Annotated in this window: 29 protein-coding genes and 1 pseudogene; 17 read left to right on the top strand and 13 right to left on the bottom strand. The window is 64.3% G+C overall.

What is annotated here, in order from left to right:
* Window positions 1-2: 2 nt before the first annotated feature.
* Together AC1DNE_RS11715 and AC1DNE_RS11710 are read right to left on the bottom strand one after the other, a co-directional pair.
* On the bottom strand, window positions 3-398 hold the full coding sequence (locus AC1DNE_RS11715; protein ID WP_441468324.1) for an SGNH/GDSL hydrolase family protein: 396 nt from the start codon (window positions 396-398) through the stop codon (window positions 3-5).
* Window positions 399-561: 163 nt separating this feature from the next.
* Window positions 562-894 carry a hypothetical protein gene (locus AC1DNE_RS11710; protein WP_441468325.1) on the bottom strand — a complete coding sequence of 111 codons (333 nt, stop codon included), beginning with the start codon at window positions 892-894 and terminating at the stop codon, window positions 562-564.
* 381 nt (window positions 895-1,275) lie between these two features.
* Between AC1DNE_RS11710 and AC1DNE_RS11705 the strand changes: the two genes are divergently transcribed.
* The 4 genes from AC1DNE_RS11705 to AC1DNE_RS11690 all read left to right on the top strand — a co-directional run bounded on the left by AC1DNE_RS11705 (window position 1,276) and on the right by AC1DNE_RS11690 (window position 3,262).
* On the top strand, window positions 1,276-2,049 hold the full coding sequence (locus AC1DNE_RS11705) for a hypothetical protein (RefSeq protein ID WP_441468326.1): 774 nt from the start codon (window positions 1,276-1,278) through the stop codon (window positions 2,047-2,049).
* 28 nt (window positions 2,050-2,077) lie between these two features.
* Entirely contained in the window at window positions 2,078-2,374 is a 297-nt protein-coding gene (locus AC1DNE_RS11700; protein ID WP_441468327.1) for a hypothetical protein, read from the top strand.
* Window positions 2,375-2,605: 231 nt separating this feature from the next.
* On the top strand, window positions 2,606-2,830 hold the full coding sequence (locus tag AC1DNE_RS11695) for a hypothetical protein (RefSeq protein ID WP_441468328.1): 225 nt from the start codon (window positions 2,606-2,608) through the stop codon (window positions 2,828-2,830).
* A 204-nt stretch (window positions 2,831-3,034) separates the two neighbouring features.
* Window positions 3,035-3,262, top strand: a complete 228-nt coding sequence (locus tag AC1DNE_RS11690) for a hypothetical protein (RefSeq protein WP_441468329.1) — start codon at window positions 3,035-3,037, stop codon at window positions 3,260-3,262.
* Window positions 3,263-3,630: 368 nt separating this feature from the next.
* Here the strand turns inward: AC1DNE_RS11690 and AC1DNE_RS11685 are convergent.
* Window positions 3,631-3,867, bottom strand: a pseudogene (locus AC1DNE_RS11685) (SOS response-associated peptidase); the annotation flags it as partial.
* A gap of 454 nt (window positions 3,868-4,321) precedes the next feature.
* Complete coding sequence (locus AC1DNE_RS11680; protein ID WP_476803812.1) at window positions 4,322-5,566, bottom strand: class I SAM-dependent methyltransferase; 1,245 nt, start codon at window positions 5,564-5,566, stop codon at window positions 4,322-4,324.
* Window positions 5,567-5,619: 53 nt separating this feature from the next.
* On the opposite strand from AC1DNE_RS11680, the gene AC1DNE_RS11675 reads away from it, so the two are divergent.
* From AC1DNE_RS11675 to AC1DNE_RS11660, 4 genes are all read left to right on the top strand, one after another.
* Window positions 5,620-5,997 carry a DUF7696 family protein gene (locus tag AC1DNE_RS11675; RefSeq protein ID WP_441468330.1) on the top strand — a complete coding sequence of 126 codons (378 nt, stop codon included), beginning with the start codon at window positions 5,620-5,622 and terminating at the stop codon, window positions 5,995-5,997.
* A gap of 170 nt (window positions 5,998-6,167) precedes the next feature.
* Complete coding sequence (locus tag AC1DNE_RS11670) at window positions 6,168-6,380, top strand: hypothetical protein (protein WP_441468331.1); 213 nt, start codon at window positions 6,168-6,170, stop codon at window positions 6,378-6,380.
* A 437-nt stretch (window positions 6,381-6,817) separates the two neighbouring features.
* Window positions 6,818-7,027: a cold-shock protein gene (locus AC1DNE_RS11665; RefSeq protein ID WP_441468332.1), complete on the top strand. Its 210-nt coding sequence runs from the start codon at window positions 6,818-6,820 to the stop codon at window positions 7,025-7,027.
* Between the two features lie 116 nt (window positions 7,028-7,143).
* Entirely contained in the window at window positions 7,144-7,377 is a 234-nt protein-coding gene (locus tag AC1DNE_RS11660) for a hypothetical protein (protein WP_441468333.1), read from the top strand.
* Window positions 7,378-8,092: 715 nt separating this feature from the next.
* On the opposite strand, the gene AC1DNE_RS11655 is transcribed toward AC1DNE_RS11660, so the two are convergent.
* A complete protein-coding gene (locus tag AC1DNE_RS11655) occupies window positions 8,093-8,587 on the bottom strand; it encodes an outer membrane protein assembly factor BamE (RefSeq protein WP_476803784.1) in 495 nt (164 codons plus the stop codon).
* Between the two features lie 135 nt (window positions 8,588-8,722).
* Here AC1DNE_RS11655 and AC1DNE_RS11650 point away from each other — a divergent pair, with 135 nt between their 5' ends.
* The 7 genes from AC1DNE_RS11650 (at window position 8,723) to sugE (ending at window position 13,479) form a co-directional block, all read left to right on the top strand.
* Window positions 8,723-9,268, top strand: a complete 546-nt coding sequence (locus tag AC1DNE_RS11650) for a ubiquinol-cytochrome C chaperone family protein (protein ID WP_476766052.1) — start codon at window positions 8,723-8,725, stop codon at window positions 9,266-9,268.
* The gene (locus AC1DNE_RS11645) at window positions 9,258-9,809 is read left to right on the top strand and encodes a YceD family protein (protein WP_441468336.1); all 552 of its coding nucleotides are present in this window, start codon (window positions 9,258-9,260) and stop codon (window positions 9,807-9,809) included. The genes AC1DNE_RS11650 and AC1DNE_RS11645 overlap by 11 nt, the downstream gene beginning before the upstream one ends.
* Before the next feature lie 114 nt (window positions 9,810-9,923).
* Window positions 9,924-10,982, top strand: a complete 1,059-nt coding sequence (gene plsX / locus AC1DNE_RS11640) for a phosphate acyltransferase PlsX (protein ID WP_441468337.1) — start codon at window positions 9,924-9,926, stop codon at window positions 10,980-10,982.
* A gap of 12 nt (window positions 10,983-10,994) precedes the next feature.
* On the top strand, window positions 10,995-11,972 hold the full coding sequence (locus tag AC1DNE_RS11635) for a beta-ketoacyl-ACP synthase III (RefSeq protein WP_441468338.1): 978 nt from the start codon (window positions 10,995-10,997) through the stop codon (window positions 11,970-11,972).
* Between the two features lie 189 nt (window positions 11,973-12,161).
* The gene (locus AC1DNE_RS11630) at window positions 12,162-12,476 is read left to right on the top strand and encodes an integration host factor subunit alpha (RefSeq protein ID WP_055726295.1); all 315 of its coding nucleotides are present in this window, start codon (window positions 12,162-12,164) and stop codon (window positions 12,474-12,476) included.
* Window positions 12,473-13,003 (top strand): MerR family transcriptional regulator, encoded by a 531-nt coding sequence (locus tag AC1DNE_RS11625; RefSeq protein WP_441468339.1) that lies wholly within the window; start codon window positions 12,473-12,475, stop codon window positions 13,001-13,003. The genes AC1DNE_RS11630 and AC1DNE_RS11625 overlap by 4 nt, the downstream gene beginning before the upstream one ends.
* 158 nt (window positions 13,004-13,161) lie before the next feature.
* Window positions 13,162-13,479, top strand: coding sequence for a quaternary ammonium compound efflux SMR transporter SugE (gene sugE / locus AC1DNE_RS11620; protein ID WP_441468340.1), 318 nt, complete (start codon window positions 13,162-13,164; stop codon window positions 13,477-13,479).
* A gap of 9 nt (window positions 13,480-13,488) precedes the next feature.
* On the opposite strand, the gene AC1DNE_RS11615 is transcribed toward sugE, so the two are convergent.
* The 3 genes from AC1DNE_RS11615 to AC1DNE_RS11605 all read right to left on the bottom strand — a co-directional run bounded on the left by AC1DNE_RS11615 (window position 13,489) and on the right by AC1DNE_RS11605 (window position 15,161).
* Window positions 13,489-13,656, bottom strand: a complete 168-nt coding sequence (locus AC1DNE_RS11615; RefSeq protein ID WP_441468341.1) for a hypothetical protein — start codon at window positions 13,654-13,656, stop codon at window positions 13,489-13,491.
* Window positions 13,657-13,726: 70 nt separating this feature from the next.
* Window positions 13,727-14,689, bottom strand: coding sequence for a LysR family transcriptional regulator (locus tag AC1DNE_RS11610; protein WP_441468342.1), 963 nt, complete (start codon window positions 14,687-14,689; stop codon window positions 13,727-13,729).
* Window positions 14,690-14,735: 46 nt separating this feature from the next.
* Window positions 14,736-15,161: a DoxX family protein gene (locus AC1DNE_RS11605; RefSeq protein WP_441468343.1), complete on the bottom strand. Its 426-nt coding sequence runs from the start codon at window positions 15,159-15,161 to the stop codon at window positions 14,736-14,738.
* Between the two features lie 191 nt (window positions 15,162-15,352).
* Here AC1DNE_RS11605 and AC1DNE_RS11600 point away from each other — a divergent pair, with 191 nt between their 5' ends.
* Together AC1DNE_RS11600 and AC1DNE_RS11595 are read left to right on the top strand one after the other, a co-directional pair.
* The gene (locus AC1DNE_RS11600) at window positions 15,353-16,285 is read left to right on the top strand and encodes a ring-cleaving dioxygenase (RefSeq protein ID WP_441468344.1); all 933 of its coding nucleotides are present in this window, start codon (window positions 15,353-15,355) and stop codon (window positions 16,283-16,285) included.
* A gap of 134 nt (window positions 16,286-16,419) precedes the next feature.
* Window positions 16,420-17,043 (top strand): alpha/beta hydrolase, encoded by a 624-nt coding sequence (locus AC1DNE_RS11595; RefSeq protein ID WP_476766053.1) that lies wholly within the window; start codon window positions 16,420-16,422, stop codon window positions 17,041-17,043.
* A 296-nt stretch (window positions 17,044-17,339) separates the two neighbouring features.
* Here the strand turns inward: AC1DNE_RS11595 and AC1DNE_RS11590 are convergent, their stop codons facing one another.
* From AC1DNE_RS11590 to AC1DNE_RS11570, 5 genes are all read right to left on the bottom strand, one after another.
* A complete protein-coding gene (locus tag AC1DNE_RS11590) occupies window positions 17,340-18,158 on the bottom strand; it encodes a class I SAM-dependent methyltransferase (protein WP_476766054.1) in 819 nt (272 codons plus the stop codon).
* 166 nt (window positions 18,159-18,324) lie between these two features.
* Window positions 18,325-19,251 carry a DMT family transporter gene (locus AC1DNE_RS11585; protein WP_476766055.1) on the bottom strand — a complete coding sequence of 309 codons (927 nt, stop codon included), beginning with the start codon at window positions 19,249-19,251 and terminating at the stop codon, window positions 18,325-18,327.
* Between the two features lie 199 nt (window positions 19,252-19,450).
* Window positions 19,451-21,607 carry a sodium-translocating pyrophosphatase gene (locus AC1DNE_RS11580; protein WP_441468348.1) on the bottom strand — a complete coding sequence of 719 codons (2,157 nt, stop codon included), beginning with the start codon at window positions 21,605-21,607 and terminating at the stop codon, window positions 19,451-19,453.
* 212 nt (window positions 21,608-21,819) lie between these two features.
* The gene (gene allE / locus AC1DNE_RS11575) at window positions 21,820-22,620 is read right to left on the bottom strand and encodes a (S)-ureidoglycine aminohydrolase (RefSeq protein ID WP_476766057.1); all 801 of its coding nucleotides are present in this window, start codon (window positions 22,618-22,620) and stop codon (window positions 21,820-21,822) included.
* Window positions 22,621-22,651: 31 nt separating this feature from the next.
* Window positions 22,652-23,854, bottom strand: coding sequence for an MFS transporter (locus AC1DNE_RS11570; protein WP_441468350.1), 1,203 nt, complete (start codon window positions 23,852-23,854; stop codon window positions 22,652-22,654).
* Window positions 23,855-23,864: the final 10 nt, after the last annotated feature.

The raw sequence follows: 23,864 nt of genomic DNA, 5'->3' as shown, positions 1-23,864 counted from the left end.
CTCTACCCGACGAGCGGCTTCAACGCGCTGACGATGTTCGGCACATGGTACTGCAAAAGCGCCGACAGTGTCGGGTGCACGCCATCCGGCATGTCAGTATAGTTGGCGGCAGGCCACCCCGAGCGGTTGTTGATCAGCCCAACACCCTCTAGGCTCGCCGCCGTCGCGTATTGAGCATAGTAAGAGGCGAGGTTCGGTCGGTCATCAAGCACGGGATTGGTGGTCACCAGAAAGACCGCCATCGGCGGGGCAGCCGTTTTGACCGCCTGCACGATCGCCCGAGTGTTGGCGAGGCTGGTTTCCAGAGACATCGCGTTTCCAGCGAAGCCGTCGTTGATCGCAAATTCGATCAGGGCCGCCTTGGCTCGGGTATTGATGACTCGCTGCACATTAGCCAAGCCCCAAGCCGAGTCGTGCTGGATTCGCCCAGGCTGTACATCCGAACCAACTTGCTGGCACCTGCCTGTAAGCGGTTCTGCACCTGAGGCTGCCACTCTCTAGAAACCTCGCTTGTGGTCAGGCTTGTCCCGAAGCATGCGACGTCGAAGACGCTAAGCGACATCAGTTATACTCGTCCCGGAGATCCTTCCAGCCGTGCGTGTACAAGTTGAGGAAAGCGTTCGTGCCACCATCGCCCGTGTAGATCTGCCGTGAGGCATTGGTGGTGACGTCGATCGTAAATCCGAATTGCGCTTGCCCCCCGACAGGGCGGTGGGACACGACAAAGGGGAACGTCAGGGTGGGGACGCCGCAGTCCGGGTCCCACGCGACGATCGCGCCAACTGAATCACCGGCGGTCATGAAAGCCAGACGGGCCTGGACCTTGATGCCTGCGGGAACGGACAAAGTCCGCAGGCCGATGGCCCCATGAGCTGCCGAGGCGATGTCATTCACAGGCGTCGTTAGTTGGAAGTGGTTGCCGAATTGCCGGAACCCCCTCGACTTGTCGTCGCGAGTAAAATGCGCCGCCTCCGGACATTGGCGCCTGCCCGCATGCAGTCGCAATCGGGCAGGCGATGGGGCCGAAACGTTCGACGAGAACGGCCTGAAGCGACGAGAGACCTATTGACCGCCAGGCCCCGCCCCCGCCCCGAGGGCACGCGCCGTGGCTGAGATGCTCGCCGACGCCCGGAGCCGATCTGGCGGAAAAGGCCAAATGACATGGCCTCGCCGCTTTATCCACGGCGTCGCACCATCCGACCTCCACGGATGGAGCATCGACCACCAATCCCGGTGCGACGGGCGGTCCTCGCGGGGCCGCCCGCTTTCGCCGGATTGACGCAGCGCGACGTCACGCTCCATGAATACGCGCACCGGGTGGCGCTGGAGGGTGAAGTGAGGCTTCTTCTCGCATTGGCGGTCGTGCTTGCGGCATGCGGTCCGGCTGCGGCTGAGAAAGTCCAGGCCGGCAAGCGCGGCGGGTTCTGGTGCGCCGATATTAATGACTTCGAGAAGACGCTGAAGGGCGAATACAAGAATGCCCTCGCGGCGGTCGGCCCTTCTTGCAAGATCATCGATGCGAACGCGACAGTCGAGGCGGATTCGACGGACAAGGGTGGTCGTCTCTTGTACGGCCTTGGCCGGTTTGATGGGAAAACCGCCGTGCCATTCGTGCTCTACCAGGACGATGTCGCTGCCCCGGCGCCGGCACCAGCAACGCCGGCCCGGGCACCTGCCTCGCCTCCCGAAGGGGCCGAGAAACGCACCTATAAGCGTGTCAGCCCGAGAGACGTGCGCAATGCGCCGGACAAATGGCAGGGGCGCGATATCGAATTTGCGAATGTTCAGGTCTATTGGACTGACGATGATGACGTTCGGATCACCGCCAACACCAATGTCATGCTGCTCGCGCGGAGCGTCAGCTCAACCGATGCCCGTTTCCTGCGCAGCGAGTGCAAGACCGAGTTGGAGGCCAGCATGCGCAAATGCCGGGTCACGGCGCGCTTCCGGTTAGATCGCTACAGCGAGGACAAACCAGTCGGGATTTTGAAGCGGACCGTCCTGGTCGCGCGTGACGTCGAGCTGATCCGGGCCGGGAAAAAGCGCTAACCCTCGGAGCGAGTGCTGGCTTGTCGCCATGCTGAAACATGCGACACTTCCAACGAATGTCGGCTTTGTCCTCATTCCAAACTCCAAAGCTGTGTTTCGTTACTCGCTCTGGACACAGAGTCTGCAAGAACTCCGAAATCACGCGCAAGTGAGCTGGTTCGACAATGAACCTCTTCCTCCGCCCGATATGCGCGAAAACCCCTTTCTCGGGCATCTGAACGAGCAGATCGACCACACCGTTCGAGAGGGGTACGATCTGCGTCAGATCGCTCTGTCTGAAATCGCAGAGCGAAAAAGCTGGCAGGCGGAGCTAGCTGTCGATTAGACTGCTCGGAATACTCCTGCGCCGGCCGAATGTCCTTCTGATCACCGCGTCTTCGGGAATAGCCCGAGCTCGGCCGTGCTCCAGGTAAGTGCTACTCGAAATAGTCGATACCAGCCCGCCCGGTACTCTGGCTCCGGCCGTCGACGACCGCCAGCAAGCGGCAACAAGCCCGCCTTTGACTCCGAGGACGCCAGCAGTGGATTGTCACACCTTCGGAACGGGAGAAAACCCATGGCTGAAAGCAATGAGCTTCCCGCAGTTCGGGTAGCCGGATTCCAAGTCTTCCGAGGGCCGGACGCCATCGCAGTTCGCTTCGAATTGATGACAGCGCCGGGCACCAAGGAGTCGGTCACCATCGCACTGACACCGACTGGGGCGCAGGAGTTGGCCAAGCAGCTCGCGCAGGAATCTACTGCCGGAACCACGGGAACAACGCCCGACACCTCGCGCCAGTAGCCACAGCTCCAGTCGAAGTCGTCGATCCCCTTGCGGCCGGCGCCCTGGCGCGGCTTGCTGAGAAGGGCCACCGCTCAAAGGAAGGCCGGCCTTATCGTCTGGCAACCATCCGGGCGCAGGGGAGTAAGGCTCCCGTAAGGACGAGCCCCCATAAACTCCCTCAGCAAGTCCGTTAAACGCAATGCTTTGCGAGGGAGCCTGATCATGAGCGATGACGGCGACAAATCTGTTCCGCTGAACGATGCCGAACTCGACGCCGTTGCGGGAGCCGGCAGCAGGGCCCGGACCACCATCAGCACCTTTAGCATGGTGGGCGGAGCTTTTGTGAAGTTGGCAGGATCGGTGCTTGGAAACGAAGGCATGACCCAACATGGTCGGGAAATGATTGCAGAGGCATCAGCCCGCTTGACCGCGCCCGCCAAAAAAACCTGACGTAGTGAGACTCGTCGGCGTCTGCCGGCTAGCACGGTTTCGCTAGAGGGGACGGCCGCTAGATCGGGCCGCGGCAGCCTCAAAAGCCTCTCTCGCATCAGAGACCGGCAGCTGATCTTTCATCGCAGCCATGCAGGTGGCGACAGCGAGGCGCCAGGCTGTTCGCCGCCTTGCTCGTTCCAACTGAGCAGGAATTCTGCGGCACGCTCGACGTTGGCGACGGCATACCTCACCCCCGCATTCTCGGCCGCGATGTAAACCGGAGGCGTGAACCAGTCGAGCGGCATGCCGCGACTACGCGCTTCGCGGCGAGGATTCCGACAGATCAAGGAGGCCTGCGCCGGCCGCTCAACCTCCGGGTCTCCGCCGTCCATTTTCACACCGCTGGCGACGATGTTCAGCGAGCCATCCGGCAAAGGTCGCTGCGGCGCCCACGCCTGTTCCCACGGCGCCGTCATCCAGGTTTCGCACTCCTCCGGCGTCGTGAGGATGACCGACATCGCCTTGGGATGGATGGCCTTCACCTCGGCATTCGGATCGGTGGTGAGGAAGGCATAGAGATCGGCCGTTACATCGCCCTCCTTCACCTTCCGCACGCTCCTCCACTGCGCGTGCCGGCGAAAACCAAGCACCACGTGCTCAATGAGGGCGAGCGGCTTGGACGGACGACCGAAGGCTTGGCGGTCGTGCATGTGGTCGCGGATGATGAGACAGGCGAAGTCGCGTCGATCGATGTCCTCGCCCGACACGGCGACATTCCGGAGGAGTTCGAAGAGCAGATCAGAGCACGATGAGACCGAACCTCACGCTGCGCCGAACCTACAATGGCCACCCCAGTCCAGCCGACGACGACAGGTTCTGGGGGGTGGATTGCGACGGCAATTACGTCGGCTCCCTCGTCCAGCACTGAGGCCGCTCAGACGAGCCTTCAGAGTGGCAATGGGCCATCCACATGCATGCCGGCCGCTTCGGCAATGGCGCTCGGCGGGTCACTGCGGTTAGCGGACGAGCCCAAAGCCGAGAAGCGGCCCTGCCAGACATCCGCCAAGCCATGGAACGCTATCTTGAGTCCGCGGACTGCTGCTCCCCTCGGCGCAAGCGAGCCTTCTGATGTTCCATGTAGTCGCGCGTTAATGGCACAGCGTCCTGCCGCCTGGCGATCTGCAGTTGGAAAACCACAACATCCTGATGCTCGAAAGCGGCCTGGCTCATCGCCAGGTAGAATTCCCACATGCGGCAGAAGCGCTCGTCATACAGAGCCGCAGCCTCCGCCCTGCGACTCATGAAGCGCTCGCGCCAAGCCTGCAGTGTCTTGGCATAGTGAAGTCGCAGCACCTCAACATCGGTGACGATCAATCCGGCTTTCTCCACCACGGGCACGATTTCCGACAGGGCGGGCAGATACCCGCCTGGGAAGATGTAGCGATTGAGCCAGGGATTGGGATGGTTCGGCCCGTCCGAACAGCCGATGGTGTGAAGCAGCATCACGCCGTCTTCCCGTAGCAGCCGGTGGCAGTTTTCGAAAAACGTTGCGAAGAAGCGCGGGCCGATATGCTCGAACATGCCGACGGAGACAATGCGGTCGAATTCGCCATTCACGTCGCGGTAGTCTTGCAAGGCGAAGCGTGCCCGCTCGCCAGCTCCAGCCTCTTGCGCCCTGCGATTTGCGACTTCGAGCTGCTCGCGCGAAAGCGTTACCCCGAGAGCTTCGCGGGCTTGCGCGACCTCGGTGAGGTAGAGGCAAAGCCCACCCCAGCCGCAGCCGATATCGAGCACGCGATGCTGCGGTTCGATCAGGAGCTTGGCGGCAACATGGCGCTTTTTGGCTAGCTGCGCGGCGTCCAGATCCTGTTCCGGCGTCTCGAAATAGGCACAGGAATACTGCCAGTCCTGATCGAGGAAGAGCGCATAGAGCCTGTCGTCGAGATCGTAGTGATGGGCGACATTCTCGCGCGACCGGCTTCGGGTGTTGCGTGTCGTCAGATGCCGCAGCAGGAAGCGGCCCCGATCGAGCGCGCCTTCCCACCACCCCGGCGGCTGCTCGCGCGCGCCGGCCAATATCAAGGCGAGGAAGCCGTGAACCGAACCTTCTTCCACGCAAAGGCGCCCATCCATGAACAGCTCTCCAAGCTTCATTTCTGGGTCGGCCAGGAAAGCCACGATCGCGCGGGCATCCATGAAACGGATCGCAACCGGATCGCCGCTGCCGTCCCCGCATCTGAAGCTCCTGCCGTCTGGTCCGGTCACCTTCAATGTGCCGCGCGAGACCAGTTGGGAGAGGACGGAGCGAAGTATAGAATACATTATTGGATCCTGAGCGTCCGCATCAGCGCAAGGAGCATGCACGGCGCCGAACGATGCTATGGCAACTCCCTAACCTGCGCGATAGCGTCGCGGACGGCCAGACCATTTCGGACAGCACGCGAGTCTGCACGGCCGGCGCACGCCCTTCCCGCCTGTTCTCCATCCTCTCCGGCCGCGAGGTGTCCACGTGGCCCGAGCAATGGAAGCACGAGTGTGAAATCCGCTACTTCGCTGGCATGAAGTTCGGCGACTGCAACGAAGCTCTGCACGGCGTGAAGGATGGCCTGCGCGGCATCACGAGCACCGCTCGGCTCGTTGTCGATGACCAGCTACAATATCGGCCCGGAACTCAACCTGCCGTTCAGCGCGGAGGGCGTCGCCGACCTTCCTCAGGATGTGCCAGCGGACCAAACGAACGACTGATCGGTTGAGGAACGCAATATGGGCAAGGAAGCAGGCTCCAATGCCAGGATCAGCTCGAAAATTGAGTCGAGTCCCCGGATTTCATCAACTTGTCCCAGGTCGTTAGGGAGAAGTTCGAGGCCCTGCCGACGGAGGTGAACTTCTTCCGGATGCTGGGGGTCAAAGCGCAGGCACTCTCATGCCTGTCATCGATCTGACCAACGCGATCTTCAAGAATCTGAGGCTGTCCGACTACCACAAGGAGATGTTCGTCCTGCTCGTGGCCGGCGAGATCGAGCCGGAAACGGCACGCGGATTGTTCGAGTCACGGGCTGAAAAGCACGATCTTCTCGCGCCCGATGTCGCTGCGTTCATCGGCTGCCGAAGGGAAGGTTCACGCGGCCGTGCCTGATAAGGTGCCCGGCGCCGCCTAGCGGCCCGGGCCATTCGTCAAGCCCGGAAACGACTTCGCACCGGGCGGCTGTGGACTGGGCGTTTGCCGTTGGACTTGTGCTTGGCTTCTGGGCAGCCAGATAGCGTTGTCCGCCTCGAAGCGCCTGCTGATACCGATCTGAAGCGGCTGAGCATTGATATAATTTTCTCCGAATAAAATCCTCGACAAGGATAGTTTAAACCGTTACCCTCGAAAGAAAAATTCGATCATTTGATAATTATCTTGCATTGATCGGCGATCTGGGGTAGGAATTTTTCTATCGAGATTGCTTGGACGGCCGTTGTTATTTTCGCGCTTTGGCGCGGCTCTGATAAACTCCCCCCTTTCGAAATCGTTCTGAACTCGTCGAACATTCTGTCGGCGAGCGACAGGTCTTGCCAAAAGGAGGGTTTCTCATGACCACCGGCACAGTGAAATGGTTTAATTCCACCAAGGGGTTCGGCTTCATTCAGCCTGATGACGGCGGCCAGGATGTGTTCGTGCACATCTCCGCTGTCGAACGCGCTGGAATGCGGGACCTGCAGGAAGGCCAGAAACTTGGATTTGAGGTCGCACGCGACAACAAGTCAGGCAAGATGGCCGCGGAACAGCTCCAGACTGCGTGATTTGGCAATGGTCGCCGCTGACCACGGATGTACTGGCACCAGCGACTACAGCCACTCTAAAGGCCGGGCATTCGCTCGGCCTTTTTGCATTCCATCTGGATCCGAACGGAAACCATGTGATCGAACTCTCGAAGCAGCGCTTGGCCGCTGACAACCAATTCTTGAAGATCCAAACCCGATCGATTTCTCACGCCAGAATCGTCTCCGAAACGGAGAGGCTGATCCAGCAGCGGGCAGACAACATGCTCAGGCAGCGTGGCCTGCGATTGGCCAAGGAGGCTTCCGACAGGCAGGCAGCACTCGCGGCGCAGGTCAGCATGAAAGCGCGGCGGAGGCCCGGCTTCAAGTAGCACCCGACTACGCTCGCCGATCTGAAAATTAAGAGCCCGCCGACGGCCTGAATCGCGATGGCAAAGTGTTTCGCGATCGTCCGTCTTGGCTGTGGGTGGCGAACCACTTCGCTTCAGTCACTGGCCGGCGAAGCTCATATGGCGCCCTCTTGTCGTCCTCGGAAGCATAGTCGAGCACGACGTATTGGGGCCCCGGTGCGCCATCCCGCTGAGCTATGCTCTCGCGGTTCACGAAGTGATCAGCCCGTACGACCTCTCCGGCATCGGTTTGTCGCATATATTCCGGAAAAGAACGCCCGGCAGCACTTCGACATAATTGCCTCGCAAGCCGGCGCGGCGCTGCCCCGCCCACGACCGCTTTGCGGCTGCCATTTTGCCTCAAGCTTTGACGCGGACTGACATCGTCGGATTGGAATCATTTTCTCCGGCTCACCACCAGCGTGCTACTGAACACTTCACACCCTGACGTCGTATAAGGTTCGAATCCTCTCTCCGGCCATAAAACCCCTGATTTTCAGCAGCTTGCAGGACACCCCCATTCTGTGCGGCGACCGCAGCTGCGCGTTGACGGAGCCGGCTTTGTTCGCTTCTCGCCGAATCCCGCGCTCCGCCGGACCCGAATGGGCCCCTCCTCGGAATCCAGCGTTCCGGCCATAACGAAAAACCCCGCGACCAAGGCCGCGGGGTTTTTCGTGTTTGGAAGCGAAGACCGAACTCAGCTGCCGAGCGGGTTGAACTTGGTAACGCCGCGGAAGAGGTTCCGCAGGAAGCTCTGCTCCTCGCCGCCGGTCGCGGTCGTGCGGCTGATGAAGTCGAAGATCACGCCGTCCTGCAGGCCATAGCGAGCGATGCGCTCCACCTTGAAGCCCTTGTTGAAGTAGATCACCAGCACCTGCTGGTCGATGACCTGCGGATCCTGGAACTGGAAGCGACGCCGCATCGTTTGGCTGATGTAGTAGAAGGTGCGGTTGCCGACGGTCGAGGTCGTCGAAGGCGTGCCGAGGATTTGCAGCACCGACTGGACGTCCATGCCCGGCTTGATCTGCGCGACCAGCCCGTCATCCATCACGAAGCCGCGGGTGAAGGTATCGTTCATGCCGGTCGAGGTGGGCAGCACGAAGCCGCCCGCATCGGGCCCGCAGCCGGCAAGCAAAAGGGAAGAGGTCGCGAGGGCTCCGAGCAGAGCCGTGCGGCGGGTGATGTGGGTCATGCGGGCACGATCCAAGGCAGCACGGCTCGGGAAAACCCCAAGCCGCTTGTCAAAAGGGTGAGGGTTGGCGTAACGCCCGAGGATGGCTTTGGCAAGGCGAGGACGCCCGCATGAATGGCGGGCGGAGGCAAACAGGTGATTTTCGGGTTGTTTGGCAAGCGCGCCCAGCGGCGTGCACCTGTGGATGCGTTGTTCGGGCGCGTCGCCGAAGCGTCGCGCCAGCCTGGCCTGTATCTGGCAGGCGGCATTCCCGACAGCTTCGAGGGCCGTTTCGAATCGCTCGCCCTGCATGTCCTGCTGGTGCTGCGGCGCCTGCGCGAGCTGCCGCCCCCGGCCTCCGAGCTGGCGCAGGAGCTGGTCGACGCCTGCTTCTCCTATCTCGAACTGGGCTTCCGCAATGGCGGCGTCAGCGACATCGCGGTGCCGAAGCGGATGAAAAAGATCGGGCAGATGTTCTATGGCCGCGTCCAGGCCTATGAGGCGGCCCTGGCTGCTCCTGGGGTCGATGCCCTCGCCGAAGTCTTGCGGCGCAATGCCTGCTCGCCGGAGGGCGCCCCGTACCTCGCCGCCTATGTCCGCGAGGCGCAGGCAGCCCTCGCGCGCTTCGATCTAACCGCGATTCTCGAGCGCGATACCTTGTTCCCGGCCTTTCCCCATGAGGAGGCTCGCCATGACGCCTGAGCACGCGCCAGCTTCGCCACTGCGCCATCCCATCCGCGTCGAGACGATCCGCCAGCGCGGTACCGAGGTCATGGTCCGAGCCGAGCCGGAGCAGGTCGCCCCGATCGCGCGGCTGCTCGGTCTTGCCTCGCTCGAATCCCTGGAAGCACGCTACCTGCTCTCGCGCAACGGCGACCGGGTGAAGCTCGAAGGCCGGATTGCAGCACGGCTGCATCAGGCCTGCGTCGTCACTCTCGATCCCTTCCCGGTCCAGCTCGACGTCCCGGTGAAGCTCGACTTCGTGCCCGAGGCAGAGGCTGCTGAGCACCGCGCAGAACGGGACGATGCCGAAATCGACATCGAGGTGCTGCTCAACGAGGACGATCCGCCCGAGCCGTTCGTCGACGGCATCATCGACCTGGGCAGCGTCACGCTCGAATTCCTGGCACTGGCGCTCGATTCCTATCCGCGCAAGCCGGGCGTGAGCTTCGAGGCGCCCGCCGGCGAGGCCGGTGCGGAATCGCCTTTTGCTGCCCTCGCGAAACTGAAACGCGGTGACTGAAACGCTCACTGGCCCTTGCGCTTCTTGCGGCATCCGTCCAAGTCGCTATTGTCCGGCCGGCTGTGAGCCGCCCCGGATCGAAGGTCGGCCATTTCCGGGATACGCCAGAACTCCATGACAAGACCGGTTACAATCGCGCTCGATGCGATGGGCGGGGACCACGGCCCCTCCGTCGTCATTCCCGGCGCTGCACTGATGCTGGAGCGCCGCCCGGACGCCCGCTTCGTGATCTTCGGCGATGAGAAGCAGGTGCTGCCGCTGATCGAGCAGCATCCGAAGCTCAAGGCGGTGACGACGTTCCATCACACCGAGGTCTCGGTGAAGATGGATGACAAGCCGAGCCAGGCGCTGCGCTACGGCCGCTACAAATCCTCGATGTGGCGGGCGATCGATGCGACCAAGACCGGCGAGGCCGATGTCACTGTCTCGGCCGGCAATACCGGCGCGCTGATGGCGATGTCGAAGTTCTGCCTGAAGTCGATGCCACAGGTCGATCGGCCGGCGATCGCGGCACTGTGGCCGACCCTGCGCGGGGAGAGCATCGTGCTCGATGTCGGGGCCACCATCGGCGCCGATGCACGCCATCTCGTCGATCTCGCGGTGATGGGTGCGGCGATGGCCCGCGTCGTCTTCGATCTCGACCGGCCAACCGTCGGCCTGCTCAATGTCGGCGTCGAGGAGATCAAGGGCGTCGAGGCGGTGAAGGAGGCCGGCCGCATTCTGCGCGAGAGCAACCTGCCGCACCTCTCCTATCACGGCTTCGTCGAGGGCGACGATCTCGGCAAGGGCACGGTCGACGTCGTGGTCACGGAAGGCTTCACCGGCAATATCGCGCTGAAGACCGCCGAGGGCACCGCCCGGCAGATCGCCTCATACCTGCGCGCGGCGATGAACCGCTCGCTCATGGCCAAGATCGGGTATATCTTTGCGCGCGGCGCCTTTGCAGCCTTGCGCGAAAAGCTCGATCCGCGCAAATCGAACGGCGGCGTCTTTCTGGGGCTCGAAGGCATCGTCATCAAGAGCCATGGCGGCACTGACGCCATCGGCTTCGCCAGCGCCGCCGAACTCGGCTATGAGATGGCGCGAGAAGATCTGATGGCGAAGGTCCGCGAGATGGTCGCCGCAAGCACGCGCCCCGAGCTGCCCGCCGCGCAGCCGGCCGACGCCGAATAGGGAACGGTTTCCTTGTCCATTCTGCGCTCACAAGTCGTCGGCTGCGGCTCCTATTTGCCCGCCCGCGTCGTCACCAATGCCGAGCTCGCCGAACAAGTCGACACCAGCGACGAGTGGATCGTCCAGCGTACCGGCATCCGCCAGCGCCACATCGCCGCCGATGACGAGCCGACATCGGTCATCGGTCTCAAGGCCGCGCAGGCAGCGATCACTGACGCCGGCATCGACCCGTCCGAGATCGACCTGATCATCGTGGCGACGGCCACGCCGGACCACACCTTTCCGGCGACCGCCACCCAGATCCAGGCGGCGCTCGGTATCCATGGCGGCGCGGCTTTCGACGTGCAGGCCGTCTGCTCGGGCTTCGTCTTCGCGCTGGCGACGGCCGACAAGTTCCTGACGACGGGCGGAGCCAGGGCCGCGCTCGTGATCGGCGCCGAGACCTTCTCGCGCATTCTCGACTGGGAAGACCGCGCCACCTGCGTGCTGTTCGGCGACGGTGCCGGCGCCGTGGTGCTCAAGGCGGTGCCCGGCGAAGGCACCCTCGCCGACCGCGGCATCCTGACGACCCATATCCGCTCGGACGGGCGCTACAAGGACAAGCTCTATGTCGATGGCGGCGCGGGCTCGACCAAGACGGTCGGATTCCTGCGCATGGAAGGCAAGGAAGTCTTCCGACACGCGGTGACCAATCTCGCCGAGACCGTGCGCCATACCTTCGCGCAGACGGGCCTTTCCGGCGCCGACATCGACTGGTTCGTGCCGCATCAGGCCAACCGGCGCATCATCGACGCCACGGCCGACAAGCTCGGCATCAGCCACGACCATGTCGTCGTCACCGTCGACCGCCACGGCAATACCTCCGCGGCCTCGATCCCGCTGGCGCTGGCGGAGGCGCATGCCGACGGCCGGATCAAGCCGGGCCAGCTCGTCCTCATCGAGGCGATGGGCGGCGGCTTCACCTGGGGCTCGGCCTTGATCCGCTGGTGACGCTGCGGCAGCAAATTCGCGGAAATTGTCAGATTTCATCGCCAATTTGGGTTGATTCAGGCCAAATCCGGCCCGGCAAGGCTGCTGGAGGATTGACCCGCGCGGCGCGGACGCCTAGCGTCCGCCATCCGTAATGGCGACAGGCCGGCGGTTGCCGCCGATGCCTGCAATACGCCTTGGAGGATATGAATGGCGGGGCAAACGGTCACTCGCGCGGATTTGTGCGAGGCTGTCTACCAAAAGATCGGCCTGTCGCGGACGGAGTCGTCGAAACTCGTCGAAGCCGTGCTCGACGAGATCTGCGATGCCGTCGCGCGCGGCGAAAATGTGAAATTGTCCTCGTTCGGCTCCTTCGTCGTGCGAGACAAAGGCGAGCGAATCGGGCGTAATCCGAAAACGGGCGTTGAAGTGCCGATCGAGCCGCGTCGGGTCATGGTTTTCAAGCCCTCGAACGTGATGAAGGCCCGCATCAACGGGCAGAGTGGCGAGGGTGAGACTGAGTGAATCTGGAGTTCCACGCCGGCGAAACCGAGGCCGAATTGGACACCAAGAGCCCAGATGCCTTCCGAACCATCAGCGAGGTCGCCGAAGACCTCGACATTCCCCAACATGTGCTCCGTTTCTGGGAAACCCGCTTCAGCCAGATCAAGCCGCTGAAGCGCGGCGGCGGACGCCGCTACTACCGGCCTGACGACGTCGCCCTGCTCAAGGGCATCCGGCGCCTGCTCTACGGCGAAGGCTATACGATCAAGGGCCTCCAGCGCATCCTGAAGGAACAGGGGCCGCGCCATGTCCAGGCGATCGGCCGCGGCGCGCCCATCGGCGCCGCCAGCGGAGCGCTTGCTGCGGCCGCGACCGAGCCCCCGTCCGCCATGCCGCCTGACGAGGCGGCCGGCTGGGTGCCGCCGCGTGCGCAGGTCGTGCCGGAAGGGCTCGACGACATCACCGTGCTCACCGCGGTCATGAAGGAGCTCGGCGAGTGCCGACGCATCCTCGAGCGCGCCCTGGAGCCGGCCGCCGACGCTTCCTGAGCAGCACTTGCGATCCAGCCTGAGGCGTTTGCATTCGCGCAGGTGGAGCCGTCCTTGATCACAGCGCCACGAGCCATAGCTTCAAGGCCCGAGGACGACCTCGGACAACTCCCCTATCGGGCACGGACGACCGCGCCCCATCGTCAAGGAGCGCCGGAATGGCTTGGCTCTATCTCTTTGTCGCGGGCCTGTTCGAGGTCGGCTGGGCGATCGGCCTGAAATATACGCAAGGCTTCACCCGGCTGGTGCCGACACTGTTCACGGCGATCAGCATGATCGTCAGCCTCGGGCTTCTCGGCCTGGCATTGAAATCCCTGCCGGTCGGCACTGCCTATGCGGTCTGGACCGGCATCGGAACGATCGGAACGGCGATTCTCGGCATCGTCCTGCTCGGCGAGCCCGCGGCCGTCCTGCGGCTCCTCTGCATCGGCTTGATCGTGGCTGGAATCGTCGGGCTCAAGCTGGTTTCGCCGTGAGGGTCCAACTCAGCGTCGCCAGGCCTCCGGCCAGTAGCCGCCGCGGTCCAGCGCGACGATCAGGATGACGACCGCGAGCGCCACCACGATCGTCATCAGCTTCGCATTCCACGGCACGCCCCGGCCAATCAACCAGATCAGGCTCAAGCCGATGATGAGAGGGATCAGGATCTCCATGTCGGGATCGTAGCCCGCCCAGCGGTCGCGCGGCAATCGCCCACCGCTTTGAAGTGCCCTGCCCCTCCGATCAGGCGCCTGCCTCTGCAATCGGCTCCTTCGGCGGCGGATTGCGCCCGATCGGGAGTTCGCCCTCAATCAGCGGCCGCAGCTTCGCGACCTCGACCGCAAGAAAATCGAGGAACAGCCGGACCCTCGGCGTGTGTCGGAGATCCGGATGGGTGAGCAGCCACAGATCGGCCGAGAGGTCAGGATCGGGCGGCGCCAGCCGCGTCAAGCCCGGGCGGGTGTCGCCGATGAAACAGGGCAGGAAGCTGACACCGATGCCCGCCTCGACCGCTTCCGCGAGCCCCAGCACCGTGTTGAGCTTGTAGACCACGCGCTCGGGCGCAACGTGGCGGGCGAGATAGCGGACTGCGCTGAGCATGGTGAACTGCTCGCCGAGCGAGATCCAGCTGCGCTCCCACAGGCTCTCCACGCCCGGCAGCGCGGCATCGGAAAAATCCGCGGCACGGCCATAGAGCGCCCAGGCGATCCGGGCAGGCTTGCGGCCGATCAGTGTTTCCGGCGGGTTGTCGGTCGCGCGGATCGCGACATCGGCGTCGCGCTTGGACAGATTGGCCGCCTGATTGCCGATCAGCACGTCGAGGCGGATATCCGGGCATTGCCGGAGAAACTGCGCGAAGAGCGGCGTCAGCAGGTCGACCAACAGGGAATCGTTGGTGGCAACGCGCAACTCGCCGGCGGGCTTGATCTCCTGCCCGGCGAGCTTGCGGGCAAAGGCAGTGATGTCGTCGTCGACGCGCCCCGCAAGCTGGACCATCTCCTCGCCGGTCGGCGTCGCGACATAGCCGCTGCGGTGGCGCTCGAACAGCCTGACGCCAAGAGCCTCCTCGATCTGGCCGAGGCGGCGGAAGACGGTGGAGTGATTGACGCCGAGCGCTGCGGCGGCCGCCGGCAGCGCTCGTTTCTCGGCGATAGCCTTGATCAGGCGAAAATCATCCCAGGCCAAGGGTGTCGCGGATTGATTCATCCGCGCACTCTTGGCCAAGCTTTCGGTCCCAGCAAGTGCCGCTTGCTCAGGCAATGGCGGGCTTGGCCTGCCAATCGCTGCGGCCGGACTTCAGCGCCAGCGCGCCATCACCGATCAGGGCATGAGCGAAGGCGGTGAGCGCCAGGAAAGCAGGGTATTCCCAACCACCATTCGGGGCATTGAAGACCCAGCCGTTCGGGGCGTGGACCGAGAGTGCGCCGAGCAGGATCGGGATCAGCGCCAGCGAGACATAACGGCCGTAGAAGCCGACGAGGATCGCGATGCCACCGAGAAGCTCCGCCAGCATGATCGGCCAGGCGAGGAAGGCGGGCAGGCCGACCTGGCCGAGGAAGCCGGTGAAGCCGGCGGGGGTGAAGATCACGAGCTTGAGATAGGCATGGGCGATGAACATCAGGCCGAGCGCGACGCGCAGGCCAAGAGCGCCATAGGGAGCAAGACGAGAGTCGATCATTGGTGCCTCCTGAAAACGGGACCGGTTGGTCTCGAGGCAGGATTTTGGACAAGCGTGTACGCAAATCAAATTGTAATTTGACGCATCGTACATTGCATCATTGCAATGACATCCCTCTGGCGCTTTTCCGCTTCCGGGCCAATCTTTGGGCCAACAGGGCAACGGCCCACAGTTCACGGAGGATCCAAGCCATGCAGATCAACGGCATTCACCACGTCACCGCCATCGCCGGTCCGGCCCGCCGCAATCTCGATTTCTACAATCGCGTGCTCGGCCTGCGCCTCGTCAAGAAGACGGTGAACTTCGACGATCCCGGCACCTATCATCTCTATTTCGGCGATGCCGATGCGGCGCCGGGCTCGATCCTGACCTTCTTCCCGTGGGAGCATGCCGCTCCCGGCCGGCTCGGCGTAGGCGAGACCCAGGAAACGGTCTTCCGGGTTCCCGAAGGCTCGATCGGCTTCTGGACGCACCGCTTCGTCGAGCTTGGCGTGCCGCATGAGGCTCCGGCCAAGCGCTTCGGCGAAAGCGTACTGAGCTTCCGCGATCCGGACGGGATGAGGCTCGCCCTCGTCGGTCTGCCCGGCGTCGAGAAGGAGCCCGCCTGGTCCGAAGGCGGCATCGCGCCGGAGAACGCCATCCGCGGCTTCCACAGCGTCAGCCTGCTGCTGGCCGATGCGGCCCCGACGGGAGCGATCCTGAGCGATGTCTTCGGCTTCACCGAAGCGGCCCGCGAAGGCACGCTGATCCGCTACAAGGCCAAGGGCACCGCGATCGGCGGCGTGGTCGACCTGCGCGTTGCGGGCGGCTTCCTGCCGGCCCGCCAGGGCGCCGGCTCGGTCCACCACATCGCCTTCCGTGCCGGCGACGATGCCGCGCAGGAGGAGATGGTGCGCCGTCTCGCCGAGAACCACGGCATCCAGACCACGGAGCAGCGCGACCGGAACTACTTCCGCTCCGTCTACTTCCGTGAGCCCGGCCATGTGTTGTTCGAGATCGCGACGGATGTCCCCGGCTTCGCGGTCGACGAGCCGCCCGCCGAGCTCGGCCGGGCACTGAAGCTGCCGGCGGGTCTCGAGGCCCATCGCAAGCAGATCGAGGCGGTGCTGCCGGAGCTTGCCTGACCACACTCTGTCGCCCGGCCATCACCGGCGGGCGGCAGCGGACCACGCGGGCCGGATGGACCGGCCGCACGCCGACCGTTCTGCCCGCCGCTTCGGGGGCAGAACGGCTCCGCTTTACGAAGGGAGAAATGACCATGAGCGACATGAAGATCGATGCGGACTTCATCCACGTCTTCGAGCAAGGCAGCGACCCGGCCCGCAAGCCGCTGCTGCTCTTGCACGGCACCGGCGGCGATGAGCGCGATCTGCTCTCGCTCGGCCGCACGGTTGCGCCGGGGGCAAGCCTGCTCTCGCCACGCGGCAAGGTGCTGGAGGGCGCTGCGCCGCGCTTCTTCCGCCGGCTGGCCGAAGGCGTCTTCGACGAGGCCGACCTGCGCCGCCGCACGGACGAGCTCGCCGATTTCGTCCTTGAGGCGCGGGAGCGCTACGGGCTCCCCGCCCCGATCGCGATCGGCTTCTCGAACGGCGCCAACATCGCGGCGGCGATGCTGCTGCAACGCCCGGAGGTGCTCGCCGGCGCCGCGCTGCTGCGGGCCATGATGCCGTTCACGGACGCGCCGCGCAGCGCCCTCGACGGCAAGCCTGTACTGGTGCTGTCGGGCGCGCTCGATCCGATCGTGCCGGCAGCCAATGCCGAGGGGCTCGCTTGCCAGCTCGAGGACAGCGGCGCGCAGGTCGAGCATCGCGTCCTGCCGGCCGGGCATGGCCTTGGCCAGGCCGATCTCGGCCTGCTGCATGACTGGCTGGCGCGAGTCTGACAAAGGCGGCGGGTTCTCCCGCCGCCGCTTCGACGGATATCGTCAGCCCGTGAGCGGAACGATGATTGCCAAGGCCACGGCAACGACGACGAGGGCGCGCAGCAGCATGGCGCGGTGGCTCGAAAGCGGAATATCCGATGTACGCGACAGAGCGTGCATGACCGACTCCCATCAACGCGACAATGGCTGATGGTGACCTAGCGTTAGGTCGGTTGGCAAGCAGTACCGCCCGGGCAAAGGTGGATAACCGTGTTTTCAGGCTGTTGGCGTCGCCAGAATGGCCGCCTGCGGCTGCGTCAGCCTCTGTCCTTGCGGACCACGGCATAGGCGTAGGTCGTGACGAAATTCCAGCCGGTCCGGGCCGCAAGCGCGTTGAAGGCGTGATCGAGCTGCTTCAGGCCGGGCATCCGATCGAAATAGCCATGCCCCCAGAAGCGCTGAATGTGGACGTCGGTGAACCCGGCCCGGTTGAGCATCGGGGTCAACAGCGCCGGATTGCCGCGGCACCAATCATAGAGCGCCGGAAATTTCGGGTCGCCTCCGCCGTCGCGCCGTGTCGGAAAGAGCGCGTGAACAATGGCCCGTGACGCCGTCTCAGGCAGGATATGGTTCAGCGCGAAGACCGGCGCCCATAGCGTCGGGAAGAACGCAAGCGCGACACCGCCGGGCGCCAGCAGCGCGTGGATGTTGCGCCAGGCCTGCTCGACGCCGTCGATGTGCTCGAAGACCATGCGTGAGACCATCATGTCATAGCTTCCGCGCGCGACATCCGGCTCCGAAAGATCGCCAGCGATATCGAAGCATGCCGTCTCCAGACCCGGGGGCGTCAAGGCAAGCTCGCCGGCATCGATATCGTTGACGATGAACTCGATGCCGGCGGCCACCGCCTGTTCCTTGGTGAACAGTGGATCCCGCCCGCCGCCGATCTCGCAGACGCGGCGCAGGCCGAGCTGGCGCGCCAAAGCGAGGATCGTCGACTCGTAATTGTCCCATGCCCATTGCGAGTGCCAGTCCGGCACGACGCGGTCAAAGTACTCGGCCATGGAGCCCGTTGCGGGCCCGAAAACCTGCGAGGCCGGCTGCAAGCGAGCCGGCGCCATGCTTGCCAGGGACATGCTTGCTTTCGCCTCCGAGTGCCCACGCTTCGGCATGTAAAATGGCCCCGACCTCAGACTCCCGCAATCGTAGCCTTAATCCAGGGTTAACCGAAGGGGCGCCGGTCACCTGCGGGAAGGCCTCTCCGCATAAGGTGTCCCACCCAACGAACGGCACAAGCCGGGTTCAGCGCGGCGTGTCCGCGCGCCGTTCGGGCAATGTCATCGCCACCACTCCGAGCACGACGAGGCCCAGGCCGATCCAGGCCGTGGAACTCAGCCTCTCGCCGAGGAAGACGATGCCGATGGCCACGCCGATCGGCACGCGCAGATAGGACACGGCCGTCGTTCCGACCGAACCGAGCGTGCGGATCAGGCGGAAATAGATCGCGAAGGCGAGAGCAGTCGAGAAGACCGAGAGCGCAAGCAGCGCCAGGATCGAATCCTGCGATGGCGCAAGCGTCCAGGGCCGATCGACGACCAGCGCCGCCGGGATCAGCAGGGCTGTGCCGGCCAGCATCGAGCCTGCGGCCGGAAGCAGCGGGTCCATGCCGGCGAAATTGCGCCCGAACAGGGCGGCGCAGGCATAGGCGATGGTCGCCGCGACGATGGCGAGTTGCGGCAAGACCGCATGGCCGAGACCGGAGAAGGCATCGACGCCGACGATCAGACTGACGCCTGCGATGCCGGCCACGACTCCGAGTCCCTTGCGCCAATCCGGGCGCTGGCCCGGCTTCAGAACCAGCGAGATCAGGAAGACGAAGACCGGCGTGGTGCCGTTGAGGATCGAGGCGAGGCCAGCATCGACGCTGCGCTCGGCCCAGGCGATCAGGGTAAAGGGTACGACGCTGTTGAGCAGGGCCTGCGTCAGAAAGCGCCGCCAGGCGGTCGCGTCACGCGGCATGCGCAAGCCACGAAAGCGAATGACGGCGAGCAGGATCAGACCTGCGATCAAGGTGCGCGCAGCGATCAGGCTCAGCGGTGGAATCGTCTCCACGCCGATCTTGATGAAGGTGTAGGAACCGCCCCAGAGCGTGGCGAGCAGGAGCAGCAGGGCGAGTTCGGTGCTGCGTTTCGGCATGGCGGCCGGGCTGTCGAGCGCTTGCGTGGACATGGTCTCTCCTCGGGTTGGCGAGACCATGCCAGCAACGCCGCGCGACAGCATGCGGCAACACTACGGTTTCGGCCGTAGGTTCAGAGCGTGATTCAAGCGCCTGTGGAATTGATTCAATCCCACCTGATAAACCCTTGTTACAAAAGAGGAACCCGCGGCTTTCGCCGCGGGTTCCGTCATTTCACGACGACGCTTCCGATCAGGAATGCGCCAGGATCGCCAGCAGCAGCAGGGCGATGATGTTCGTGATCTTGATCGCCGGGTTCACGGCGGGGCCCGCCGTGTCCTTGTAGGGGTCGCCGACGGTGTCGCCGGTCACCGAGGCCTTATGCGCCTCCGAGCCCTTCATATGGCGCACGCCGTCCTTGTCGACGAAGCCGTCCTCGAAGCTCTTCTTGGCGTTGTCCCAGGCGCCGCCGCCCGACGTCATCGAGATCGCGACGAAGATGCCGGTAACGATGACACCCAGCAGCATGGCACCGACGGCAGCGAAGGCCTGGTTCTTGCCGGCGATGGCGTTGATGACGAAGAAGGTCACGATCGGCGCCAGAACCGGCAGCAGCGAGGGGATGATCATCTCCCTGATCGCTGCCCGCGTCAGCATGTCGACGGCGCGGCCGTAATCCGGCCGGTCCTTGCCCTCCATGATGCCGGGCTTCTCGCGGAACTGCCTGCGCACCTCTTCCACCACCGAACCGGCGGCACGTCCGACGGCGGTCATGCCCATGCCGCCGAAAAGGAAGGGGATGAGGCCGCCGAGCAGCAGGCCGACGACGACGAAGGGGTTCGACAGCGAGAAATCGACGGTGACGCCCTTGAAGTACTGGAAGGTGGTCGCCCCCGCCTTGTTGGCCTCGGCCACGAAGAAATTCAGGTCCGAGGTATAGGCGGCGAACAGCACCAGGGCGCCGAGGCCGGCGGAGCCGATCGCGTAGCCCTTGGTGACGGCCTTGGTGGTGTTGCCGACCGCGTCGAGCGCGTCGGTGGAGTGGCGGACTTCCTTGGGTAGGCCGGCCATCTCGGCGATGCCGCCGGCATTGTCGGTGACCGGGCCGAAGGCATCCAGCGCCACGACCACGCCGGCCAGCGCCAGCATGGCGGTGGTGGCGATGGCGATGCCGAACAGGCCGGCCAGGCCGTAGGCGACGATGATGCCGGCGACGATGACGATAACCGGCGCCGCAGTCGATTCCAGCGAAACCGCGAGGCCCTGGATGACGTTGGTGCCATGGCCGGTGACCGAGGCCTGGGCGATCGAGACGACCGGGCGCTTGCCGGTGCCGGTATAGTATTCGGTGATGACGACGATGCAGAGCGTCACGACAAGGCCGACCAGCGCGCAGCCGAAGAGCTTGCCCGAGGTGAAGCTGACGCCCTGCACGGTGGTGAAGGAGGTCGAGAAGCCGCCGAACATCAGCCAGTTCACGGCCGCAATCGCCCCGATCGAAAGCACGCCGGCGGCGATGAAGCCCTTGTAGAGCGCGCCCATGATCGACTGGTTGGCGCCGAGCTTCACAAAGAAGGTGCCGATGATCGAGGTGACGATGCAGGCCGCGCCGATCGCCATCGGATAGAGCATCATCGTGCCCAGCACCGGCTGGCCGGCGAAGAAGATCGCCGCGAGCACCATGGTCGCGACCAGCGTCACCGCATAGGTCTCGAACAGGTCGGCCGCCATGCCGGCGCAGTCGCCGACATTGTCGCCGACATTGTCCGCGATCGTCGCGGGGTTGCGCGGGTCGTCCTCCGGGATGCCGGCCTCGACCTTGCCGACGAGGTCGGCGCCGACGTCAGCGCCCTTGGTGAAGATGCCGCCGCCGAGACGGGCGAAGATCGAGATCAGCGAGGCGCCGAAGCCCAGCGCCACCAGCGAGTCGATCACCGTGCGGCTGGAAGCCTCGAAGCCGAGATAGGAGGTCAGAACACCGTAGTAGCCGGCGACGCCGAGGAGCGCGAGGCCAGCGACCAGCATGCCCGTGACTGCGCCGGCCTTGAAGGCGACGTCGAGCCCCTCGCCCAGCGACTTCATCGCCGCCTGGGCCGTGCGGACGTTCGCACGCACCGAGACGTTCATGCCGATGAAGCCGGCCGAGCCCGAAAGCACCGCGCCGATCAGGAAGCCGATCGCCACCCATTTGCCCAGAAGCCAGGCAAGTGCGACAAAAAGCACGACGCCGACCATGGAAATCGTGAGATATTGGCGCTTGAGATAGGCTTTTGCGCCTTCGGCCACCGCGCCGGAAATTTCCTGCATGCGCTGGTTGCCGGCATCGCGCTTCATCACATCGCCATAGGCCCAAATGCCGTAAGCGATGGATAGTGCACTCAATATGATGATGATAAGCAGAGCTGACATTCGATTTCCTGACCTTGAGCTTCCGAGCCGTCGGGAGCGCTTTCGCTCCTCTTTGCAGCGTTGGACGTCAGGCAGCGAAAAAACGGGCCCTGAAGACTAAAAGGCCCGCTCCGCGTCGCCAGTGTCAGGCGAATTTGTGGCAAGTTTCGTCGAAGAGCGCAAACGGCGCGCCTAACAAATTTTGTCGGATGTTAGGCGAGCCCTGTCGCAGCTCAGAGCGCGATGTCGCGGTTGACGTTCTTGTAGAGCAGATAGCAGGCGTCGTCGTGGCCGGTCGGATAGAATTGCTGGGGGCAATAACCGCCCATCCAGATGAAATCCTGCGCCCAGATCTCGTGCCATTCTTCGCCGAGCAAGTAGAGCCCCTGCCCTTCCAGCATGTAGAGGCCATGCTCCATCACATGCGTCTCGACGGCCGGGAAGCAGACTCCCGGCTTGAACCACATCAGGTTCATCTCGAAGTCGAACCGCATGTCGCCATAGGGCAGCAGGAACTGGAAGCCGCGCCCTTCCTTGCCGGTGTGATTCGTCATCGGCACGGCATCCTGGTGCGACAGGATCGGCTCGGGCACGGCGAGGCCTAAGGCCGGCTCGTAGCGCTTGCGGAGCGCAAGGACGCGGGCGGGCTCGCCGCTCTCGTTGCGCAGGGTGAACCGTGTGGCCGGCGGCAGGTAGGCGAAGCCGCCCGCGGCCATTCGCTTCGGCGCCGCTTCCGCGATTGCGAGAGCGACGTCGCCCGACAGGACATAGAAGAAATGCTGGACGCCGTCCTCGCCGAACGCGGCCGGCGTGCCGCCGCCCGGCGCGATCTCGAGAACATATTGGGCAAAGGCGGCACCGAGGACAGGTGCGGCGAGAACGCGGACGATGGTGTCTTTGTATTGCGGCAGGCGGCTGATCAGCACGCCCTCCGGCGGCATGAACGCGTAGTTCTGCCGCACGACGCCGCGGTTATGGCCAATCGCTCCCGGCGGTACGCGGCCGGTCGCAGGTGGAAATGCACGATTGGTCATCGAAAACTCCCGGAAGAAAGCGCCTGGCCCCTCAGGCGACGGCCGGACGCTGGAAACGCGCCCAGGCTACCATCGCCAGCGCGATAGCAACCGGCGGGAAGACGAGCCAGTTCACGCTGTCCCAACCGCCATGGCTGAGCAGACCGCCCGCCGAGAACGAGGCGATGGCGACCGAGCCGAAGACGAGGAAGTCGTTCGCCGCCTGCACCTTCACCCGCTCCTCCGGCCGGTAGCAGTCCGTCACCAGTGCGGTCGCACCGATGAAGCCCAAATTCCAGCCGAGACCGAGCAAGATCAGGGCCAGCCAGAAATGTCCGACGCTGAGGCCGGTGAGGCCGACGACGGCGGCAAGCGCCGTCAGCACGAGCCCGACCGAGGTGATCGTGCCCTTGCCGAAGCGGGCGATCAGCCGGCCGGTGAAGAAGCTCGGCCCGAACATCGAGAGCACATGCCACTGGATGCCGAGCGCGGCATCGCCGACCGAATGGCCGCAGGCAACCATGGCCATCGGCGCAGCCGTCATGACGAAGCTCATCAGCCCGTAGGCGACCAGCGAAGCCGTGACCGAGGCGATGAACTTCGGCTGGCGCATGATCTCGCCGAGCGGGCGGCCCCCGCCGGAACGGACGGCCCCAACCCGCGGGGCACGCAGGCGGGAGACGATCAGGATGGCGATCAGCGCCAGAACACCCTGCGCGAGGAAGCTCGCGGCGAAGGGCGCGGAGGGTGTGAGATCGCGCGTCCAGTAGACCGATTGCGGCCCGATAATGCCCGCTGCAAGACCGCCGAACATCACCCAGGAAATGGCGCGGGGCCGAAATTCCTCGCTTGCCGTATCGGCGGCGGCAAAGCGATAGCTCTGGACGAAGGAGCCGTAGAGCCCGCACACGAATGTGCCGAGGCAGAACAGCCAGAACAGGCGCAGCGTCGCACCGCCGGCGGCGAGGCTCGCTCCCGTTGCGCCGACGAGCGCGCCGATCAGATAGCCGCTGCGCCGCCCGATACTGCGCATCACCATCGCTGCCGGGATCACACCGACGGCGATGCCGAGCTGAAGCAGGCTGACCGGCACCGTGGCGAAGGCCTTGTCGGCCACCAGCTGCGCACCGACGATGCCGCCGAGCGAAACGACGATCGCGGGGTTGGCGCCACCCAGCGCCTGCGCCCCGGCTAGGACCAGCGCATTACGTTTTGCGAGCCTGTCGCCATCGAGGACCGGAACATGCTGGTTCATCACAACGCGC

The organism is Allobosea sp. 05L423 (assembly GCF_056397745.1).
The sequence above is the reverse complement of the archived record's forward strand: the minus strand, read 5'-3'. Positions and strand labels throughout refer to the sequence as shown.

Excerpts from the sequence above, each read along its gene's own strand:
- AC1DNE_RS11570 (WP_441468350.1), bottom strand. The coding sequence starts at position 23,854 with ATGAACCAGCATGTTCCGGTCCTCGATGGCGACAGGCTCGCAAAACGT.
- sugE (WP_441468340.1), top strand. The coding sequence starts at position 13,162 with ATGGCTTGGCTCTATCTCTTTGTCGCGGGCCTGTTCGAGGTCGGCTGG.
- AC1DNE_RS11630 (WP_055726295.1), top strand. The coding sequence starts at position 12,162 with ATGGCGGGGCAAACGGTCACTCGCGCGGATTTGTGCGAGGCTGTCTAC.
- AC1DNE_RS11585 (WP_476766055.1), bottom strand. The coding sequence starts at position 19,251 with ATGTCCACGCAAGCGCTCGACAGCCCGGCCGCCATGCCGAAACGCAGC.
- AC1DNE_RS11610 (WP_441468342.1), bottom strand. The coding sequence starts at position 14,689 with ATGAATCAATCCGCGACACCCTTGGCCTGGGATGATTTTCGCCTGATC.
- AC1DNE_RS11600 (WP_441468344.1), top strand. The coding sequence starts at position 15,353 with ATGCAGATCAACGGCATTCACCACGTCACCGCCATCGCCGGTCCGGCC.
- AC1DNE_RS11590 (WP_476766054.1), bottom strand. The coding sequence starts at position 18,158 with ATGTCCCTGGCAAGCATGGCGCCGGCTCGCTTGCAGCCGGCCTCGCAG.
- AC1DNE_RS11580 (WP_441468348.1), bottom strand. The coding sequence starts at position 21,607 with ATGTCAGCTCTGCTTATCATCATCATATTGAGTGCACTATCCATCGCT.
- AC1DNE_RS11695 (WP_441468328.1), top strand. The coding sequence starts at position 2,606 with ATGGCTGAAAGCAATGAGCTTCCCGCAGTTCGGGTAGCCGGATTCCAA.
- AC1DNE_RS11615 (WP_441468341.1), bottom strand. The coding sequence starts at position 13,656 with ATGGAGATCCTGATCCCTCTCATCATCGGCTTGAGCCTGATCTGGTTG.
- AC1DNE_RS11670 (WP_441468331.1), top strand. The coding sequence starts at position 6,168 with ATGCCTGTCATCGATCTGACCAACGCGATCTTCAAGAATCTGAGGCTG.
- plsX (WP_441468337.1), top strand. The coding sequence starts at position 9,924 with ATGACAAGACCGGTTACAATCGCGCTCGATGCGATGGGCGGGGACCAC.
- AC1DNE_RS11665 (WP_441468332.1), top strand. The coding sequence starts at position 6,818 with ATGACCACCGGCACAGTGAAATGGTTTAATTCCACCAAGGGGTTCGGC.
- AC1DNE_RS11700 (WP_441468327.1), top strand. The coding sequence starts at position 2,078 with ATGCTGAAACATGCGACACTTCCAACGAATGTCGGCTTTGTCCTCATT.
- AC1DNE_RS11605 (WP_441468343.1), bottom strand. The coding sequence starts at position 15,161 with ATGATCGACTCTCGTCTTGCTCCCTATGGCGCTCTTGGCCTGCGCGTC.
- AC1DNE_RS11675 (WP_441468330.1), top strand. The coding sequence starts at position 5,620 with ATGCTATGGCAACTCCCTAACCTGCGCGATAGCGTCGCGGACGGCCAG.
- AC1DNE_RS11645 (WP_441468336.1), top strand. The coding sequence starts at position 9,258 with ATGACGCCTGAGCACGCGCCAGCTTCGCCACTGCGCCATCCCATCCGC.
- AC1DNE_RS11595 (WP_476766053.1), top strand. The coding sequence starts at position 16,420 with ATGAGCGACATGAAGATCGATGCGGACTTCATCCACGTCTTCGAGCAA.
- AC1DNE_RS11680 (WP_476803812.1), bottom strand. The coding sequence starts at position 5,566 with ATGTATTCTATACTTCGCTCCGTCCTCTCCCAACTGGTCTCGCGCGGC.
- AC1DNE_RS11655 (WP_476803784.1), bottom strand. The coding sequence starts at position 8,587 with ATGACCCACATCACCCGCCGCACGGCTCTGCTCGGAGCCCTCGCGACC.
- AC1DNE_RS11690 (WP_441468329.1), top strand. The coding sequence starts at position 3,035 with ATGAGCGATGACGGCGACAAATCTGTTCCGCTGAACGATGCCGAACTC.
- allE (WP_476766057.1), bottom strand. The coding sequence starts at position 22,620 with ATGACCAATCGTGCATTTCCACCTGCGACCGGCCGCGTACCGCCGGGA.